The 17501-nt window shown below is 70.9% G+C and carries 14 protein-coding genes and 1 pseudogene; 11 read left to right on the top strand and 4 right to left on the bottom strand.

Annotated features, from left to right (window positions below; genetic code table 11):
- Nucleotides 1–58: 58 nt before the first annotated feature.
- The 3 genes from V4F39_RS22875 to V4F39_RS22865 are packed head-to-tail and all read right to left on the bottom strand — an operon-like array spanning nt 59 to nt 3549.
- Nucleotides 59–1285 carry a glycosyltransferase gene (locus V4F39_RS22875; RefSeq protein WP_332292367.1) on the bottom strand — a complete coding sequence of 409 codons (1227 nt, stop codon included), beginning with the start codon at nt 1283–1285 and terminating at the stop codon, nt 59–61.
- A gap of 11 nt (nt 1286–1296) precedes the next feature.
- Complete coding sequence (locus V4F39_RS22870; RefSeq protein ID WP_332292366.1) at nt 1297–2718, bottom strand: FAD-binding oxidoreductase; 1422 nt, start codon at nt 2716–2718, stop codon at nt 1297–1299.
- A gap of 42 nt (nt 2719–2760) precedes the next feature.
- On the bottom strand, nt 2761–3549 hold the full coding sequence (locus tag V4F39_RS22865) for a S1C family serine protease (RefSeq protein WP_332292365.1): 789 nt from the start codon (nt 3547–3549) through the stop codon (nt 2761–2763).
- Nucleotides 3550–3625: 76 nt separating this feature from the next.
- Between V4F39_RS22865 and V4F39_RS22860 the strand changes: the two genes are divergently transcribed.
- Nucleotides 3626–4207 carry a cob(I)yrinic acid a,c-diamide adenosyltransferase gene (locus V4F39_RS22860; protein ID WP_332292363.1) on the top strand — a complete coding sequence of 194 codons (582 nt, stop codon included), beginning with the start codon at nt 3626–3628 and terminating at the stop codon, nt 4205–4207.
- 74 nt (nt 4208–4281) lie between these two features.
- Here the strand turns inward: V4F39_RS22860 and V4F39_RS22855 are convergent, their stop codons facing one another.
- Nucleotides 4282–5205: a LysR family transcriptional regulator gene (locus V4F39_RS22855; protein WP_332292361.1), complete on the bottom strand. Its 924-nt coding sequence runs from the start codon at nt 5203–5205 to the stop codon at nt 4282–4284.
- 141 nt (nt 5206–5346) lie between these two features.
- Here V4F39_RS22855 and V4F39_RS22850 point away from each other — a divergent pair, with 141 nt between their 5' ends.
- The 10 genes and pseudogenes from V4F39_RS22850 to V4F39_RS22805 form a co-directional block, all read left to right on the top strand.
- On the top strand, nt 5347–7479 hold the full coding sequence (locus V4F39_RS22850; RefSeq protein WP_332292359.1) for a 3-hydroxyacyl-CoA dehydrogenase NAD-binding domain-containing protein: 2133 nt from the start codon (nt 5347–5349) through the stop codon (nt 7477–7479).
- Nucleotides 7480–7582: 103 nt separating this feature from the next.
- Nucleotides 7583–8770 carry an acetyl-CoA C-acyltransferase gene (locus V4F39_RS22845; RefSeq protein WP_332292357.1) on the top strand — a complete coding sequence of 396 codons (1188 nt, stop codon included), beginning with the start codon at nt 7583–7585 and terminating at the stop codon, nt 8768–8770.
- 15 nt (nt 8771–8785) lie between these two features.
- Entirely contained in the window at nt 8786–9982 is a 1197-nt protein-coding gene (locus V4F39_RS22840; protein ID WP_332292355.1) for an acyl-CoA dehydrogenase family protein, read from the top strand.
- A gap of 24 nt (nt 9983–10006) precedes the next feature.
- A complete protein-coding gene (locus V4F39_RS22835; RefSeq protein WP_332292353.1) occupies nt 10007–11152 on the top strand; it encodes an acyl-CoA dehydrogenase family protein in 1146 nt (381 codons plus the stop codon).
- Entirely contained in the window at nt 11149–11946 is a 798-nt protein-coding gene (locus V4F39_RS22830) for an oxepin-CoA hydrolase, alternative type (RefSeq protein WP_332292351.1), read from the top strand. Before V4F39_RS22835 ends, V4F39_RS22830 begins: the two co-directional genes overlap by 4 nt.
- 31 nt (nt 11947–11977) lie before the next feature.
- Nucleotides 11978–13171 carry a CaiB/BaiF CoA transferase family protein gene (locus V4F39_RS22825; RefSeq protein ID WP_332292349.1) on the top strand — a complete coding sequence of 398 codons (1194 nt, stop codon included), beginning with the start codon at nt 11978–11980 and terminating at the stop codon, nt 13169–13171.
- A 114-nt stretch (nt 13172–13285) separates the two neighbouring features.
- Nucleotides 13286–14284, top strand: coding sequence for a Bug family tripartite tricarboxylate transporter substrate binding protein (locus V4F39_RS22820; protein ID WP_332292347.1), 999 nt, complete (start codon nt 13286–13288; stop codon nt 14282–14284).
- A gap of 73 nt (nt 14285–14357) precedes the next feature.
- Nucleotides 14358–16307 (top strand): acyl-CoA synthetase, encoded by a 1950-nt coding sequence (locus tag V4F39_RS22815; protein WP_332292345.1) that lies wholly within the window; start codon nt 14358–14360, stop codon nt 16305–16307.
- Nucleotides 16308–16344: 37 nt separating this feature from the next.
- Nucleotides 16345–17376, top strand: coding sequence for a Bug family tripartite tricarboxylate transporter substrate binding protein (locus V4F39_RS22810; RefSeq protein ID WP_378235124.1), 1032 nt, complete (start codon nt 16345–16347; stop codon nt 17374–17376).
- Between the two features lie 28 nt (nt 17377–17404).
- Nucleotides 17405–17501, top strand: a pseudogene (locus tag V4F39_RS22805) (electron transfer flavoprotein subunit beta/FixA family protein); the annotation flags it as partial.

The following is a 17501-nucleotide window of genomic DNA, read 5'->3' as shown; positions in this document are numbered from 1 at the left end:
CATTGTCCCCGCAGCTGCGCGGCAGACGCCGCGACTATTCACCTCGGCGCCGCGCGCCTCAGGGGGCTGCGCCGGCCAGCGCCACGCAGCGCGCGGCCACGCGCTGCGCGACGTCGCCGAACGGCCGGGCCGGCGCGCCGTAGCGCACGGCGAACCGCCGGGCGGCCTCGTGGAAGGTGGCTTCCTGCAGCACGCGCCGCAGTCGGTCGGCCAGGTGGCCCGGCACGTCGGCCTCCATCAGGTAGGCGCCGGCACCGGCCTCCTGCACACGCCTTGCGAACAGCAGCTGCTCGGCGTGCATCGGCAGCATGACGACCGGCTTGCCCGCCTGCAGCGCCGTGCACACGGTGCCCGAACCGGCGTTGCACAGCACGGCGTCGGCCGCCTCGCCCACCCGGGCCATCGACACGGGTTCCGCCGACAACGCCAGGTGCGGCGACGCCAACTGCTCGCGCAGGGCGGCCGAGAGGCCGGGCACGTAGGCCAGCGTGCGCCAGGGCCCGGCCCCCAACAGCCGCAGCGCGGCCTCGGTGGGCGCATGGTCCGCCTTCAGGTAGGCGAACAGCCGATGGCCCTCGCCCGGCGGCCAGGGCGCTGCGGCCCCGGCCGCGGGGCCGGGCAGCGCACCCCAGTAGACCGCGCCCGGCTCCGACGCGCGCGCGGCGTAGTGGTCGACCTCGGGCCAGGTGAGCAGGAAACGTTCGTCCGCCGCCAGCAGCTCGTGCAGCGCGCGCAGCGGCGGCTCGCCGAGCAGCGACAGGATCTCGTTGCAGGTCTGCAGCGCACGCGCCTCGGCCGCCTGCACACGCGCGGGCGGTATCGGCTCCCACTCCCGGAACGGCGGGATGGGCTGGCGTTGCAGCGGCAGGAAGAAGCCGGTGCCCATCAGAGCGCGCCGGAAGGGCAGTCCGCGGGCGGCCAGCATCGCGGTGGGTGCGTGGTCGGCCAGCAGCAGGGCGGGGCGCACCGCATCGAACAGCGTGCGCCAGGCCCGCACCAGGCCGCCGAGGCGCTGTGTGTCGAGGAAGCCGGCGCGGAACAGCAGCTCCGCATAGGTGGCCGATTCCGGCACGCCGCGCAGCTGCGACTGCCACAGCGGCGCCTGCCAGAAGTGCACGCGCTCGTGGGAGGCCATCGCGCCGAACACGGTGTGCACGGTCGACAGGTCTCGCAGCACGAAGTGCACCTCGTGGCCCTGTTCGATCAGCGGCGCTGCCACCTGCGACAGCGGCGTGCTGTGCCCCAGGCCGCCGCCCAGCTCCCAGGCGAGCAGGAAGCGCGACACGGCCGGCGGTGTCAGAGCGCGAAGATCTTGCCCGGATTCATGATGTTGCGCGGATCGAGCGCCCGCTTGATCAGCCGCATCTGCTCGACCGCGCCGCTGCCCGCTTCGGTGACGAGGAATCCCATCTTGTGCAGCCCCACGCCGTGCTCGCCGCTGCAGGTGCCTTCGAGCCGCAACGCGCGCTCCACCATCTGCAGGTTCAGCCGCTCGGCGGTCTCGCGCTCGGCCGGCACCGCCGGGTCGATCAGGTAGGCGAGGTGGAAGTTGCCGTCGCCGACATGGCCGACGATGAAGTAGGGCAGGCCCGCTTCTTCCGCTTCGGCCACCGAGTCGTTGATGCTCTCGGCCAGGCGCGAGATCGGCACGCAGGTGTCCGAGGTGACGACCCGGCAGCCCGGCCGCGTCTGGATGGCCGCGAAGTAGGCGTGGTGCCGCGCGGTCCAGAGCTTGGTGCGCGCCTCCGGCGTGGTGGCCCAGTCGAAGTCGGTGCCGCCGAAGTCGCGCGCGATCTCCTGCACCGTCTGCGCCTGCTCGGCCACGCCGGCCTCGCTGCCGTGGAACTCCATGAGCAGCATCGGCGATTCGGCCAGCGCGAGCCGGTCGTGCTGGTTGACGGCGCGCACGGCGTTCGTGTCGAGCAGTTCGCAGCGCGCGATGGGCACACCCATCTGGATCACCTGGATGGTGGTCTGCACCGCCGCGTCGATGCTGGGGAACGAGCAGATCGCGGCGCTCACCGCCTCGGGCAGCGGATACAGGCGCAGCGTGATCTCGGTCATCACGCCCAGCGTGCCTTCGCTGCCGACGAAGAGCCGCGTGAGGTCGTAGCCCGCGCTCGACTTGCGCGCCCGCGTGCCGGTGTGGATCAGCTCGCCGCTGGCGGTGACCACGGTCAGGCCGAGCACGTTCTCGCGCATCGTGCCGTAGCGCACCGCGTTCGTGCCGCTGGCGCGGGTGGCGCTCATGCCGCCGATCGACGCGTCGGCGCCGGGGTCGATCGGGAAGAAGAGGCCCGTGTCCTTGATCTCGCGGTTGAGCTGCGTGCGTGTCACGCCGGCCTGCACGGTGACGGTCAGGTCTTCGGCGTTGATGCGCAGCACCCGGTTCATGCGCGAGAGGTCGATGCTCACCCCGCCCTGCACGGCCAGCAGGTGGCCTTCGAGCGACGAGCCGACGCCGTACGGGATCACCGGCACCGCATGGGCGTGCGCGAGCTGCACCACGGCCGCCACGTCGTCGTTGCTCTCGCAGAACACCACCACCTCGGGCGGCGGCACGTCGATCGGCGATTCGTCCCGCCCGTGCTGCTCGCACACCGCGCGCGCGGTGGAGCAGCGCTCGCCGAAGCGGGCTTTCAAGCCCTCGAGCATGGCGGGCGGCACGGGGCGACGTGCGTCCACGTCGAAGAAGGTGTTGGGCAGCGGCGCGTTCATGCAGCCAGCATAGTGCACCTGCCAGGCCGCGGCGCGGGGGTTTCAGCGGGGGGCGGCGAGCAGGTCCTTCACCAGTTGCACGGGCAGCGCGTAGGTGATGCCGGAGGGGTCGGTCAGCGCCGTTTCCTTGCTGCCCTTGATGAAGACCATGTTGACGACGCCGATCACCCGGCCGGTGTCCGCATCGAGCACCGGGCCGCCGCTGTTGCCGGGGTAGGCCGTGGCGTCGAGCTGGTAGATGTCGAAGCTGCCGCGCCGCAGGCGGGCGATGGCCTGCTCGTTGAGCTGCCGCGAGTTGGCCACCGGCACCGCGATCGGTGTGATCGACGAGACCATGCCGCGGTGGCTGACGGTCGTGAAGCCGAGCGCCCCGCCCAGCGGGAAGCCCATCAGCACGATCGGCTGGCCTTCGGCGATCTGCTCCGGCTGCGCCAGGGCCAAGGACGGCAGCGGCTCCCCGTCAATGCGCAGCAGGGCCAGGTCGCGGTCGCGCAGCGTGGTGACGACGGTGGCGCGCCGCAGTTCGGGCGAGTCGCTGCGGTGGCGGCGCACGAGCACCGCCACATAGGCCCCGACGGCCTCGGCCGGGATCTCGGGCAGCACGTGCGCATTGGTGACCACGTGCCGGCCGTCGTCCACGACGAAGCCGCTGCCGCGGAAGCCGAAGCGGGGGTTGTCGGTGGGTCGGTAGCTGCCCACCGCCACCACCGATGGCCGGGCCTGGGCGATGGTTTCGACCGGCCCGGCCAGGGCGGGCACCCCGCCACCCGCGGCGATCCAGCCTGCGGCACCCAGGACCTGGAGGCAGCGCCTCCGCTTGAAGGATTCCATCGGCCGCCTCCCCACACCCCACGACGCCACCGAATCTAACCGCTGCGCGCCCCGGCGTGCCCTAGGATCGCAGCCCATGGGCCATCGACTCACTCAAATCGCGACCCGCACCGGCGACGACGGCAGCACCGGCCTCGGAGACGGCACGCGCGTCCCCAAGGACCACCTGCGCATCCAGGCACTGGGCGATGTGGACGAACTCAATTCGCAGCTCGGCGTGCTGCTCGCCGAGCCCTTGCCCGACGACGTGCGCGAACTGCTGGTGGTGATCCAGCACGAGCTGTTCAACCTCGGCGGCGAGCTCTCGATCCCCGGCTACGAGCTGCTCAAGGCCGAGGCCGTGCTGCGGCTCGACGAGGCGCTGGCCCATCACAACGCAGCGCTGCCCCGGCTGAAGGAGTTCATCCTGCCGGCCGGCACGCGCAGTGCGGCGCTGGCCCATGTGGCGCGCTCGGTGGCGCGCCGGGCCGAGCGGGCGGTGGTGGCGCTGGCCGGCGCGGAGGCCGGCGCGGTGCGGGCCGAACCCCGCCAGTACCTCAACCGCCTGTCGGACCTGCTGTTCGTGCTGGCGCGGGTGCTGAACCGCGCCAACCTCGACGGCCTGGGCGGCGACGACGTGTACTGGCGCAGCGAGAGGATGGGGCACCCGGCGTCCTGAGTGCAGGACGCCACCCTCCGAGAGGCTGCGCGGCCGCCTTGGGGCGGCCCGGCGCCGGCCGCGTGCGGGCTCGCCTACGCGTCGGTCGCGGACGCGGCCAGCCGTTCGGCCGACGTGCGCGCCCGGCGCAGGATGAACTCGATGAAGGTCGCCATCGCCCGGGTGTGGTGGCGGTTGGGCATGTACAGCAGGTGCATGTGGGTGCCGAAGATCGACAGCCGCCATTCGTCGAGCGAGGTGGCGATCTCGCCGCGGTCGACGTCCTCCTGCACCACGTAGTCGGGCACCAGGCCCACGCCCAGGCCGGCCTGCACCGCCTGGCGCAGGAACAGGAAGTTCTCGGAGATCAGCGTCGGCTCCAGCAGCACCTCGTGCCGCTCCTCGCGCAGGTAGGCCGCCACGCGCAGCTGGCGGCCGATCACCGCGGCGGTGATCAGCGGCGCGGTGCGCAGGTCCTCGAGGCGCTGCGGCAGGCCCTGCTCCTCGGCGAACGCCCGGGAGGCGCAGGCCACGTAGCGTACCGGGCCCATGTCGCGCGCCACCAGGTTCTGCGGCGGCTCCGAGAGCACCCGCACCGCCACATCGACCTCGTCGCGCATCAGGTCCTCGACGCGGTTCTCGAACATCACGTCGAGCACGATGCCGGGGTGGTGCCGCTTGAAGTCCAGCAGCCACGGCGCCATCACCAGCTGGCCGTAGCCGCTGGGGACGGACAGCCGCACGCGCCCCTGCAGCCGCTGGCCCAGCGTGGTGATCGATTCGCGCGCGGCCAGCAGTTCGTTCTGGATCGTGCGGCCATGCTCGTACAGCTTCAGGCCGATCTCGGTCGGCTCCACCCGTCGCGTGGTGCGGCGCACCAGCTGCTGGCCGATCGAGCGCTCGAGCTGGTTGAGGTGGTAGCTGATGTTGGCGCGGCTCATCTTCAGCCGGCGCGCGGCTTCGCTCAGGTTGCCGGCGTCGAGGATCTGTACGAGCATCGTCAGGGCGTGAACGTCCATGGGCCCCTGTCGAAAACCGACGAATGTCAAATGAGATTTGACAGTCTGTCAACCGATTAGGCCATTGTCAAGAAACTATCGACGCTCAAGAATGCGGCGCACACCCGGCCCTTCGACCGGAGTTCTCATGGAGACACGCTGATGGCGCACGAACCCGCATCCACCGCCGCCGACGCCAACCCGGTGACCACCGAGTTGCGCGGCAAGATCCTGCTGGTGACGGTGGACAACCCACCGGTCAACGCACTGGGCGTGGCGGTGCGCCGTGGCCTGGCGGCCGCGATGGACGCGGCGGAGTCGAACGCCGCGGTGTCGGCGGTGCTGATCGTCGGCGCCGGCCGCAACTTCATCGCCGGTGCGGACATCCGCGAGTTCGGCCTGCCACCGCAGCCGCCCGCGCTGCCCGACGTGTGCAACCGGATCGAGGCCTGCAGGAAGCCGGTGATCGCCGCGATCCACGGCGCCGCCCTCGGCGGGGGGCTCGAGGTGGCCATGGGTGCGCACTACCGCATCGCCGTGGCCAGCGCCAAGCTGGGCCTGCCCGAGGTGCAGCTGGGCCTGCTACCCGGTGCCGGTGGCACGCAGCGCACGCCGCGCCTGGTGGGCGCCGCCGCGGCGCTCGACATGATGCTGACCGGCCGCCACGTGGGTGCGGCCGAGGCGCTGAAGCTCGGCCTGATCGACCGCCTCGCCCAGAGCGACGACACGCTGGCCGAGGGCCTGGCCTACGCGCAGGAGCTGCTGGCCTCCGGCGCCGGTCCGCGACGCACGCGCGACGCTGCCGGCCTGGCCGACCGCGACGCCAGCCGTGCCGCCATTGAGGCAGCGCGTGCCGACACCGCCAAGAAGAGCCGCCACCTCTTCTCGCCGCACCGGATCGTCGATGCGGTGCAAGCCGCGCTCGACAAGCCGTTCGATGAAGGCCAGAAGCTCGAGCGCCAGTTCTTCCTTCAGTGCCTCGACAGCCCGCAGCGCGCCGGCCTGATCCACGCGTTCTTCGCCGAGCGCGAAGTGGTCAAGATCCCCGAGGCGGCGGCGGCCAGGCCCCGGCCGTTCAAGACGATCGGCGTGGTCGGCGGCGGCACCATGGGCGCCGGCATTGCCGTGGCGGCGCTCGACGCCGGCCTGCCGGTCACGATGGTGGAGCGCGACGATGTCTCCATCGCCCGCGGCCGTGCCAACGTCGAGAAGGTGTACGACGGCCTGGTGGCCAAGGGCCGCATGACGGCCGAGGCCAAGGCCGCGGTGATGGCGCGCTACACCGGCAGCACCGACTACGCGTCGTTCGCCGACGTCGACCTGGTGATCGAGGCCGTGTTCGAGGACCTCGAGGTCAAGAAGGCCGTGTTCGCCGAACTCGACCGCGTCTGCAAGCCCGGCGCGGTGCTGGCCACCAACACCTCCTACCTCGACATCGACGCCATCGCGGCCAGCATCTCGCGGCCGCAGGACGTGATCGGCCTGCACTTCTTCTCGCCGGCCAACATCATGAAGCTGCTCGAGATCGTGGTGCCCGCGAAGGTCAGCGCCGACGTGGTGGCCACCGCCTTCGAGCTGGCCAAGAAGCTGAAGAAGGTGCCGGTGCGCGCCGGCGTGTGCGACGGCTTCATCGGCAACCGCATCCTGGCCGTGTACCGCCAGGCCGCCGACCACCTGATGGAAGACGGTGCCTCGCCCTACGACATCGACGCCGCGGTGCGCAACTTCGGCTACCCGATGGGGCCGTTCCAGGTGTCCGACCTGGCCGGCGGCGACATCGGCTGGGCCACGCGCAAGCGCAAGGCCCCCACGCGCGACCCGAAGGCCCGCTACGTGCACGTGGCCGACAGGATCTGCGAGCGCGGCTGGTTCGGCCAGAAGACCGGCCGCGGCTGGTACCTGTACCCGCAGGGCGCACGCACCGGCCAGCCTGACCCCGAGGTGCTCGCCATCGTCGACGAGGAGCGCAAGAAGGCCGGCATCACGCCGCGCAGCTTCACCGAGGAAGAGATCCTGCGCCGCTACATGGCCGCGATGATCAACGAAGGCGCCAACGTCGTGCACCAGGGCATCGCGCTGCGTCCGCTCGACGTCGACGTGACCTTCCTCTACGGCTACGGCTTCCCGCGCTTCCGCGGCGGCCCGATGAAGTACGCCGACACGGTGGGCCTGCCCCAGGTGCTGGCGGACATCCGCGAGTTCGCGAAGGAAGACCCGCTGTTCTGGCAGCCCTCGCCGCTGCTGGTGAAGCTGGTCGAAGAAGGCAAGACCTTCGACAGCCTGAACAAAGCCTGACCAGGCGCCGTTCCGTTCTTGTTCCCTCTCCCAGCGGGAGAGGGCAGGGTGAGGGCCGCCCGTGCCGAGGCCTCATCCCCATTCCGACACCAGGAGACCCGCCATGCGCGAAGCCGTCATCGTTTCAACCGCCCGCACGCCGCTCACCAAGTCGCACCGCGGCGAGTTCAACATCACCCCGGGTCCCACCCTGGCGGCCTTCGCCGTGAAGGCGGCGGTCGAGCGCTCGGGCATCGACCCCGCGCTGATCGAGGACCTGATCCTCGGCTGCGGCTACCCCGAAGGCACCACCGGCCGCAACGTCGGCCGCCAGGCCGTCATCCGCGTCGGGCTGCCGCTGGAGATCGCCGGCCAGACGGTGAGCCGCTTCTGCGCATCGGGCCTGCAGGCCTTCGCGGCCGCGGCCGGGCAGATCGCCGCGGGCGCCACGGCGGCCATCGCCGGCGGTGTCGAAAGCATCTCGCAGATCCGCACCCGCAGCGCCACCGACAGCGGCGACTCGGGCATGGACCCGTGGATCGTCGAGCACAAGCCCGCGCTCTATATGGCGATGATCGAGACCGCCGACATCGTCGCCGCGCGCTACGGCATCAGCCGCGAGGCGCAGGACCGCTTCTCGGCCGAAAGCCAGCGCCGCACCGAGCTCGCGCAGAAGGAAGGCCGCTACGCCGACGAGATCGTGCCCTGCACGACCACGATGGCCGTGACCGACAAGGAAACCAAGGCCGTCACCTACCGTGAAGCCACGGCCACGGCCGACAACTGCAACCGCCCCGGCACCACCTACGAGGCGCTGGCCAAGCTGGCCCCGGTGCGCGCGCCCGACCAGTTCGTCACCGCCGGCAACGCTTCGCAGCTGTCCGACGGCGCCTCGGCCTCGGTGCTGATGGAAGCCAGGGAAGCCGAGCGCCTGGGCCTGCAGCCGCTGGGCGCGTTCCGCGGCTTCGCGGTGGCCGGCTGCGAGCCCGACGAGATGGGCATCGGCCCCGTCTACGCCGTGCCCAAGCTGCTGAAGCGCCACGGCCTGACGGTGGGCGACATCGACCTGTGGGAGCTGAACGAGGCCTTCGCCTCGCAGGCGCTGTACTGCCAGCAGACGCTGGGCATCCCGCACGAGAAGCTCAACGTCAACGGCGGCGCCATCTCCATCGGCCATCCGTTCGGCATGACCGGTGCGCGCCTCGCGGGCCACGTGCTGCTGGAAGGCCGCCGCCGCAAGGCCAAGTACGCGGTCGTCTCGATGTGCATCGCCGGCGGCATGGGCGCCGCGGGCCTCTTCGAAATCTATTGAGCCAGGAGCCGCCGCATGGACATGAACTTCACCCCCGAAGAGCTGGCGTTCCGCGACGAGGTGCGCCAGTTCCTCGCCGACAAGCTGCCGGCCTGCCTCGCGGCCAAGGTCGCCAACGCCGAGCACCTGGGCAAGGCCGACATGGAGGCCTGGCACGCCATCCTCAACGAGCGCGGCTGGCTCGCCAACCACTGGCCGAAGGCCTACGGCGGCCCGGGCTGGAACGCGGTGCAGAAGTTCATCTTCGAGCACGAGTGCGCCATCGCCCACGCGCCGCGCATCGTGCCCTTCGGCGTGAACATGCTCGGCCCCGTGCTCATCAAGTACGGCAACGAGGCACAGAAGGCCTACTGGCTGCCGCGCATCCTGAACGGCGACGACTGGTGGTGCCAGGGCTATTCGGAACCCGGCGCCGGCTCCGATCTGGCGAGCGTGAAGACCACCGCCGTGCGCGACGGCAACGTGTACGTCGTCAACGGCCAGAAGACCTGGACCACGCTGGGCCAGCACGCCAACATGATCTTCTGCCTGGTCCGCACCGACCCGGCGGCCAAGAAGCAGTCGGGCATCAGCTTCCTGCTGGTCGACATGAACACGCCGGGCGTGGAAGTGCGGCCCATCATCACGCTCGACGGCGCGCATGAAGTCAACGAGGTGTTCTTCACCGACGTGCGCGTGCCGGCCGAGAACCTGGTCTACGAAGAGAACCGCGGTTGGGACTGCGCCAAGTACCTGCTGACCTACGAGCGCACCAACATCGCGGGCGTGGGTTTCTCGGTGGCGGCGCTGGCCAAGGTGAAGCAGGCCGCGGCCAAGGTCGTGAAGAACGGCAAGCCGCTGCTCGAGGACCCGCTCTTCGCCGCGCGGCTGGCCCAGGTCGAGATCGACCTGGAGAACATGAAGACCACCAACCTGCGCGTGATCGCGGCGGTGGCCGGCGGCGGCGTGCCCGGTGCTGAAAGCTCGATGCTGAAGATCCGCGGCACGGTGATCCGCCAGGAGCTGACGTCGCTGCTGCGGCGTGCGATGGGGCCGTATGCGCGGCCTTTCGTGGCCGGTGCGATGGACGGCAGCTTCGACGGCGAACTGCCCGGCCCCGACGAGGCGGCCACCGCCGCGGCGAGCTACTTCAACAACCGCAAGCTGTCGATCTTCGGCGGCTCCAACGAGATCCAGCGCAACATCATCTCCAAGATGATTCTTGGTTTGTGACGGCGCCACGGTGAAGGAGCAGACATGAATTTCGAACACACCGAAGACCGCCGCATGCTGGCGGACACGCTGAACCGCTACGTCGCCGAGCAATACGGCTTCGAGGCCCGCAACCGCATCGCGCAGTCGGCCGAGGGCTACAGCGCCGCGCAGTGGGCGCAGTTCGCCGAGCTGGGCGCGGTCGGCGCGCTGTTCAGCGAGGCCGACGGCGGCTACGGCGGCGCGGGCTTCGATCTGGCCGTCGTCTTCGAATCGCTGGGCCGTGGCCTGGTGGTCGAGCCGCTGCTCGGCAGCGCCGTGCTGGCGGGCGGCGCCATTGCCCGCGCAGGCAGCGAGGCGCAGCGCGAACTGCTGCCGGCACTGATCGACGGCAGCACCATCGCCGCTTTCGCGCATGGCGAGCCCGAGAGCGGCTATGCGCTGGCGCATGTCGCCACCAGCGCGCGCCGCGCCGACAACGGCTGGGTGCTGAACGGCGCCAAGGCCGTGGTGCTGCAAGGCGAGGCCGCGTCGCTGTTCGTGGTGTCGGCGCGCACCTCGGGCGCGCAGACCGACGAGCAGGGGCTGTCGCTCTTTCTCGTGCCGGCCGCCACGCCGGGCCTGACCGTCCGGGGCCTGCCCGCCATCGACGGCGGCCGCGTCGCCGAGCTGTCGCTGGCCAACGTGACCGTGCCGGCCGATGCGCTGCTGGGCGCCGAAGGCCAGGCCTTCGCCACCATCGAGCATGCCGTCGGCCGCGGCGTGCTGGCGCTGTGCGCCGAAGCGCTGGGCGCGATGGACGTGGCCCGCCAGGCCACGCTCGAATACCTGCAGACGCGCAAGCAGTTCGGCGTGCCGATCGGCAGCTTCCAGGCGCTGCAGCACCGCATGGCGGATGTGCTGCTGGAGATCGAGCAAGCGCGCTCGGCCGTCATCAACGCCGCCGCGGCGGTGGACGGCGACGACCGCATCGCCCGCGAGAAGGCGCTCTCGGCCGCCAAGTTCACCATCGGCCGTGTCGGCACGCTGGTGGCGGAAGAGAGCATCCAACTGCACGGCGGCATCGGCATGACCTGGGAGTTGCCCCTGTCGCATTACGCCAAGCGGCTGGTGATGATCGACCACCAACTCGGCGACGAGGACTTCCACCTCGAGCGCTACATCGCCTTGGGCAAGGAGATCGCAGCATGACCACCGACGTTCTGCTGACGAGGCGCGAGGGCGCCGTCCTCGTGCTGGTCAACAACAACCCGACGGCACGCAATGCACTGTCGGCCGAGTTCTACAACGCGGCCACGCAGGCGCTGGTCGAGGCCGATGCCGACCCGACCATCGGCGCCATCGTGCTCACCGGCGCGGGCGGCTTCTTCTGCGCCGGCGGCAACCTGAACCAGCTCGCCACCCGCCGCGACATGAAGCCGGAAGACCGGCGCGAGCGCCTCGAACTGCTGCACACCTTCGTGCGCCGCCTGCGCGACACGGCCAAGCCGGTGATCGCCGCCGTCGAAGGCGGCGCGGCCGGCGCCGGCATGTCGCTGGCCTTGGCGTGCGACCTGCTCGTCTCGTCGCGCGAGGCGTTCTACAGCGTCACGTACATCAAGGTGGGCCTCACGCCCGACGGCGGCATCACCTCGTTCCTGGCCGAGTTCGTCTCGCGCCAGGTGCTGACCGAGCTGTGCCTCACCGGCGACCGCGTGACCGCCGAGCGCCTGCACGCGATGGGCGCGGTCAACCGCCTCGTGGATGCCGGCACGGCCGAGGCCGAGGCCATTGCGCTGGGCGCCAAGCTGGCCGAAGGCCCCGACCGCGCCACCGCGCGCATCAAGGCGCTGTGCCGTGGCGCGCATGCGCGCACGTTGGACGAGCAGCTTGAACTCGAAGCGCGCTCCATGGTCGAAAGCCAGGGCGACGACGAGGCGGCCGAAGGCATCGGCGCCTTCCTGCAGAAGCGCCGCGCCGACTTCTCGGCCCTCCGTCGACGCTGACCCCTGCATTCCCTTCGCACCGGAGATCCCCATGGCCTTCAACGCTTCCGCACTGCCGCTGGCCGGCGTGCGCGTTCTCGATTTCTCCCGCGTGCTGGCCGGCCCGCTGTGCGGCATGGTGCTGGGCGACTTCGGTGCCGACGTCATCAAGGTCGAGCACCCCGACCGCGGCGACGACACGCGCGACTGGGGCCTGCGTGTCGGCAAGACCGAGACGGCCTACTTCAACAGCATGAACCGCAACAAGCGGTCCATCGCGCTCGACCTGCAGACGCCCGAAGGCCAGGCCACCGCGCGCGAGCTGGCCACGAAGTGCGACGTGGTGATCCAGAACTTCAAGTTCGGTGGCATGGAGAAGCTGGGCCTGGGCTACGCGCAACTGCGCGCGCTGAACCCGCGGCTCATCTATTGCTCGGTGTCGGGCTACAGCCGCGGCGGCAGCGAAGCGGCGCGCCCGGGCTACGACCTGGTGGTGCAGGGTGAAGCGGGCCTGATGGCGCTGAACGGCGAGGCGGACCAGCCGCCGCTGAAGTTCGGCGTCGCCGCGGTCGACCTGATGACCGGCATGTACTCGGCCCAGGCCATCCTCGCCGCGCTCTACCAGCGCGAGCAGACGGGCAACGGCCGCCATGTCGAGATGGCGCTGTTCGACTGCGGGCTGATGATCACCGCCTACTACGGCCTCGAAGCGCTGCTGATGGGCGAGGACCCGCCGCGCTACGGCAACGCGCACCCGTCCATCGTGCCCTACGGCGTGTTCGATGCGGCCGACGGCCCGTTGGTGATCACCGTCGGCAACAACGCGCAGTTTCAGCGCTTCTGCACCGAGGTGATCGAGCGGCCCGACCTCGCGGCCGACGAGCGCTTCACGACCAACATCGGCCGCTCGGCCAACCGTGCGGCGCTGCTGCCGCAACTGCACCAGGCACTGGGCCTGCGCACGCGCGCGCAGCTGCTCGAGGCGCTGAAGCGTGCCGGCATTCCCTGCGGCGAGGTGCTGGGCCTGCACGAGGCGCTGACCTCGCCGCGCGCCAACGAGGCGGGCCTGGTGACCCAGCAGCCGCACCCGGTGGCCGGCCGCACCCACGTGCTGGCGCCGCCCTACCGCATCGACGGCGAGCGGCTGCCTGTGCGCCTCGCGCCGCCGCAGCTCGGCGCGGATACCGATGCGGTGCTGCAGGAGCTGCTGGGCCGCGGCCCGTCGGCTGCTGCATCCCGTGCCTGACACGCCCGTACCTCGCCGGCACGCCGCCTGCGCACGCGTTCTTTGTGACCCTGGCCGCACCCGCCCGTGGGTGCGGCCGTTCCCTCTCCCTCCCTGTTGTTCCTAGGACACCCGATGCGCCCGCGCCTTTCCCCCGTCTCCTTCCACCCGCTGCGCCGCAGCCTCGTGCTGCTCGCGCTCGCCGCGCCCGCCTTCGGCGCCCTTGCGCAGGCCTTCCCCACCAAGATGGTCACGATCGTCGTGCCCTACCCGCCGGGCGGCCCCACCGACACGGCCTCGCGCATCGTCGGCCAGAAGATGGCGGAGATCCTCAAGCAGCAGTTCATCATCGAGAACAAGGCCGGCGCGTCGGGCTCCATCGCCGCCGCAGCGGTCGCCAAGGCCCCGGCCGACGGCTACACGCTGATGATGCTGGCCACGCCCACGCTGCTGGCGCCGCACCTCTACAAGGCCGCCAAGTTCGACATCCAGAAGGACTTCACGCCCGTGGGCAGCACCTACGACCTGCCGATCGTGATGGTGGTCAACCCGAACCTGCTGCCCGACGTGACGACGCTGCCGCAACTCATCGCCAAGGCCAAGGCCAGCAACCCGCCGCTCAACTACACCAGCTCGGGCCAGGGCAGCTTCGGCCACCTCACGACCGAGTCGTTGAAGGTGCTGGGCAAGTTCGAGATGTCGCACGTGCCGTACCGCGGCGGCGCGCCGGCGGTGAGCGACGTGATCGGCGGCCAGGTGCCGGTGATGTACGCCGACATGGTCGCGGCGCTGCCGCACATCCAGTCGGGCAAGCTGCGCGCGATCGCGGTGGGCTCGCCGCAGCGCGTGCCCTTCCTGCCCGATGTGAAGACGGTCTCGGAGCAGGGCTTCCCGGGCTTCGACGCGGTGTCGTGGGGCGGCCTGCTGGCACCGGCGGGCACGCCCGCGCCGGTGATCAACAAGCTGAACGACGCGCTGAAGCAGGCGCTGTCCGACCCGGCCACGCAGGACAAGCTGAAGACCGCCGGCGTGTTCGCCGCCTGGCAGTCGCCGAAGGACACGGCCGAGCGCATCCGCCGTGACGACGAGAAGTGGGGCAAGGTCGTCCGCGACAAGGGCGTGACGATCGACTGACCCCCGCGCCGGCCCGGCCTTCCGGGCCACCACCACGCCAGGCGGGCGAGCGACCCGCATCGGAGACGAGCGCATGACGAACCCCAATGCAGCAGGCCGGCCGTTCCGGTCGGCCTTCCCCGTCCGCAGCGTGGCCGATGTGCGACGCATCGAGGCCGTGCCGCTCGCCGAGCAGATGCCGGTGCGCAGCACGTACGAGCTGTTCCGCAACGCGGCCGCGGCGTTCGGCGACAAGACGGCGCTCACCTTCCTGCGCACCGCCGAGCCGGGCGACGAGCCCCTCCGCTGGTCGTACGCGCAGCTCTTCGAGGGCATGCACCGCACCGCCAACCTGCTGCATGCGCTCGGGCTGCGGCCGACGGATGCGGTCTCGGTGCTGCTGCCGGCCTGCCTGGAGTACCACCTCGCGCTGTGGGGCGGTGAGGCGGCGGGCATCGTGCAGCCGCTCAACCCGCTGCTCAACGAAGACAAGCTCGCCGCGCTGATGAACGCCGCCGGCGCCCGCGTGCTGATCGCCTGGGGTGCCGAGGCCGAGGCGGGCTACTGGCACAAAGCGATGCGGCTGCGCGAGCGCGTGCCGTCGCTGGTGGCCGTGGTGCGGGTGGCGCCGCACGACGAGCCCCCGGGTGCCGCCGGTCCGCTGCCTGAAGGCGTGATCGACTTCGCCGAAGGCCGTGCCGCGCAGCCGGGCGACCGGTTGGTGAGCGGGCGCGACATCGCACCGACCGACATCGCCGCGTACTTCCATACCGGCGGCACCACGGGCGACCCGAAGCTCGCCCGCCACAGCCACGGCGCGCAGGTGTTCAGCGCCTGGGCCAGCGTGCAGATGCAGGGCCTGTCGTCGGCCGACGTGTCGATCAACGGCTTCCCGCTCTTCCACGTGGCGGGCGTGCTGCCGGCCTCGCTGGCCTCGCTGTCGGCGGGGGTCGAGGTGGTCATCCCCACCACCACGCTGCTGCGCAACCGCGACGTGATGTGCAACTACTGGCGCCTGGTGGAGCGTTACCGGCCCACGTCGCTGTCGGCCGTGCCCACGGTGCTGGCCGCGCTGGCCGACGTGCCGCTGGACGGCGCCGACATCTCGTCGATCCGCTACTGCCGCACCGGCGCCGCGCCGCTGTCGCCCGAGCTGGGCGCGCGCTTCGAACGCCTCTACGGCCTGCATGTGCATGAAAGCCTGGGCATGACCGAGATGGCCGGCATCTCCACCATCACGCCGCCCGGCGTCATCGGGCCGGCCGGCTGCGTGGGCTTCCCGCTGCCGTTCACGCAGTTGCGCATCGTGGCGCTCGACGAGCGCGGCAACGCGTCCGACCGCGAGCTGCCCGCGGGCGAGGCGGGCATGGTGCTGTTCAAGTCGCCCAACCTCTTCTCGGGCTTCATCGACCCCGCCGACACCGCCAAGGCCTTCACCGCCGACGGCTGGCTCGCCACCGGCGACATGGGCTGGCTCGATGGCGAAGGCCGGCTCCACCTCACCGGCCGTGCGAAGGACCTCATCATCCGCAGCGGCCACAACATCGACCCGAAGGTGATCGAGGACGCGCTCGACGCGCACCCGGCCGTGCAGCTCGCCGCCGCGGTGGGCGCCCCCGACGCCTATGCCGGCGAAGTGCCGGTCGCCTACGCAACGCTGATGCCCGGCGCCAGCGTGACGGAGGACGAGCTGCTCGCCTTCGTCGCGGCCCGCGTCGACGAGGCGCCGGCCAAGCCCAAGCGGGTGACGGTGCTCGAGCGCATGCCCACCACCAATGTCGGCAAGATCTTCAAGCCCGAGCTGCGCCAGCTCGCGGCCATCGACACCGCCCGCTCGCTGCTGCAGGCGCTGTGGCACGACAAGGCACCCGCCGGCACCGCGTTGCCGCAGGTGCTGGCCGACGGCCCCGACCGGCTGCTGGTGCGCGTGCCGGCGGGTGCGCAGGCACTGGCCGACGCCGCGGCCGACGCACTGGCGCGGCTGGGCGTGAAGGCCCGCGTGACGGCCGACCTGCATGGCGACTCCACCGAGGGCGCCGCCTGACCCCGATCCCCACGAAGGAGACCCTCCAATGACGCACATGCCTCGCCCCTTGTCCCGCGCCGTGATCGGCCTGCCCGTGGACACCGCCCGCCGCCGTCTCCTGCTGCAGGCCGCCGCGCTGGGCGCCGGTGCCTGCGCCGCCCCGTGGGTGCGCGCGCAGCAGGCCTGGCCCGCCAAGCCCATCCGCTTCATCGTGCCGTTCAACCCCGGCGGCGCCACCGACACGATGGCGCGCATGCTGGCCGACAAGCTCGGCCCGCGCCTCGGGCAGACCATCATCGTGGAGAACAAGGGCGGCGCGGCCGGCGTGATCGGCACCGACGCGGTGGCCAAGGCCGCCCCCGATGGGCACACGTTCACCGTCTCGCTCAGCACCTCGCTGCTGATCAACCAGTTCCTCTTCACCAAGCTGCCCTACAACCCGCAGCGCGACCTGGCGATGGTGTCGCAACTGGCCATCGCGCCGGTGACGCTGGTGGTGCACCCCAGCGTGCCGGCCAGCAATGCGGCCGAGCTGCGCAAGTACATCGCCGCGAACAAGGGCAAGGTGTCGTACGGCTCGTACGGCATCGGCTCCTACGCGCACCTGGCCGGCGCTTACATGAGCCAGTCGCTCGATGCGGACATGGCGCACATCTCGTACAAGGGCGAGGCACCGATGGTGCAGGACCTGCTGGGCGGGCAGATCCAGATGGCGTTCTCCAGCGCGCAGAACACCAAGCCGCACATCGACGCCGGCAAGCTCAAGGTGATCGGCGTGACCGGCGACCAACGTATGAGCGTGCTGCCCAACGTGCCGACGCTGGCCGAGCAGGGCATGAAGGACGACGCGTACCGCATCTGCGGCTGGGTGGGCCTGGCCGCGCCGGCCAAGACGCCGGCCGACATCGTGCAGCGCATGGCCCGTGAGGTGTCGACCATCCTGCACACTGCCGAGATGCGCGAGAAGGTGGCCAACCTGGGATTCAGCGTCGTGGCCGACACGCCGGACGCTTTTTTGGCGGCCTACAAGAAAGACGCGCCAGTTTGGGAACAATTGGTGAAGGCGTCCGGCGCCAAGCTGGACTGATCGATCGACTGCAACAAGGAGCTCGAAGATGAAGATCCTGGTCCCGGTGAAGCGGGTGGTGGACTACAACGTGAAGGTGAGGGTGAAGGGCGACGGCACGGGGGTGGACATTGCCAACGTGAAGA

This window comes from Aquincola agrisoli (assembly GCF_036621135.1).
Taxonomy (GTDB): domain Bacteria; phylum Pseudomonadota; class Gammaproteobacteria; order Burkholderiales; family Burkholderiaceae_C; genus Aquincola; species Aquincola agrisoli.
This window is presented reverse-complemented; position numbering and strand designations above follow the sequence as displayed.

What these genes read in the sequence shown, in the direction of transcription:
- V4F39_RS22870 (WP_332292366.1), bottom strand. Translation starts at nt 2,718, where the DNA reads ATGAACGCGCCGCTGCCCAACACCTTCTTCGACGTGGACGCACGTCGC.
- V4F39_RS22865 (WP_332292365.1), bottom strand. Translation starts at nt 3,549, where the DNA reads ATGGAATCCTTCAAGCGGAGGCGCTGCCTCCAGGTCCTGGGTGCCGCA.
- V4F39_RS22860 (WP_332292363.1), top strand. Translation starts at nt 3,626, where the DNA reads ATGGGCCATCGACTCACTCAAATCGCGACCCGCACCGGCGACGACGGC.
- V4F39_RS22855 (WP_332292361.1), bottom strand. Translation starts at nt 5,205, where the DNA reads ATGGACGTTCACGCCCTGACGATGCTCGTACAGATCCTCGACGCCGGC.
- V4F39_RS22850 (WP_332292359.1), top strand. Translation starts at nt 5,347, where the DNA reads ATGGCGCACGAACCCGCATCCACCGCCGCCGACGCCAACCCGGTGACC.
- V4F39_RS22845 (WP_332292357.1), top strand. Translation starts at nt 7,583, where the DNA reads ATGCGCGAAGCCGTCATCGTTTCAACCGCCCGCACGCCGCTCACCAAG.
- V4F39_RS22840 (WP_332292355.1), top strand. Translation starts at nt 8,786, where the DNA reads ATGGACATGAACTTCACCCCCGAAGAGCTGGCGTTCCGCGACGAGGTG.
- V4F39_RS22835 (WP_332292353.1), top strand. Translation starts at nt 10,007, where the DNA reads ATGAATTTCGAACACACCGAAGACCGCCGCATGCTGGCGGACACGCTG.
- V4F39_RS22830 (WP_332292351.1), top strand. Translation starts at nt 11,149, where the DNA reads ATGACCACCGACGTTCTGCTGACGAGGCGCGAGGGCGCCGTCCTCGTG.
- V4F39_RS22825 (WP_332292349.1), top strand. Translation starts at nt 11,978, where the DNA reads ATGGCCTTCAACGCTTCCGCACTGCCGCTGGCCGGCGTGCGCGTTCTC.
- V4F39_RS22820 (WP_332292347.1), top strand. Translation starts at nt 13,286, where the DNA reads ATGCGCCCGCGCCTTTCCCCCGTCTCCTTCCACCCGCTGCGCCGCAGC.
- V4F39_RS22815 (WP_332292345.1), top strand. Translation starts at nt 14,358, where the DNA reads ATGACGAACCCCAATGCAGCAGGCCGGCCGTTCCGGTCGGCCTTCCCC.
- V4F39_RS22810 (WP_378235124.1), top strand. Translation starts at nt 16,345, where the DNA reads ATGCCTCGCCCCTTGTCCCGCGCCGTGATCGGCCTGCCCGTGGACACC.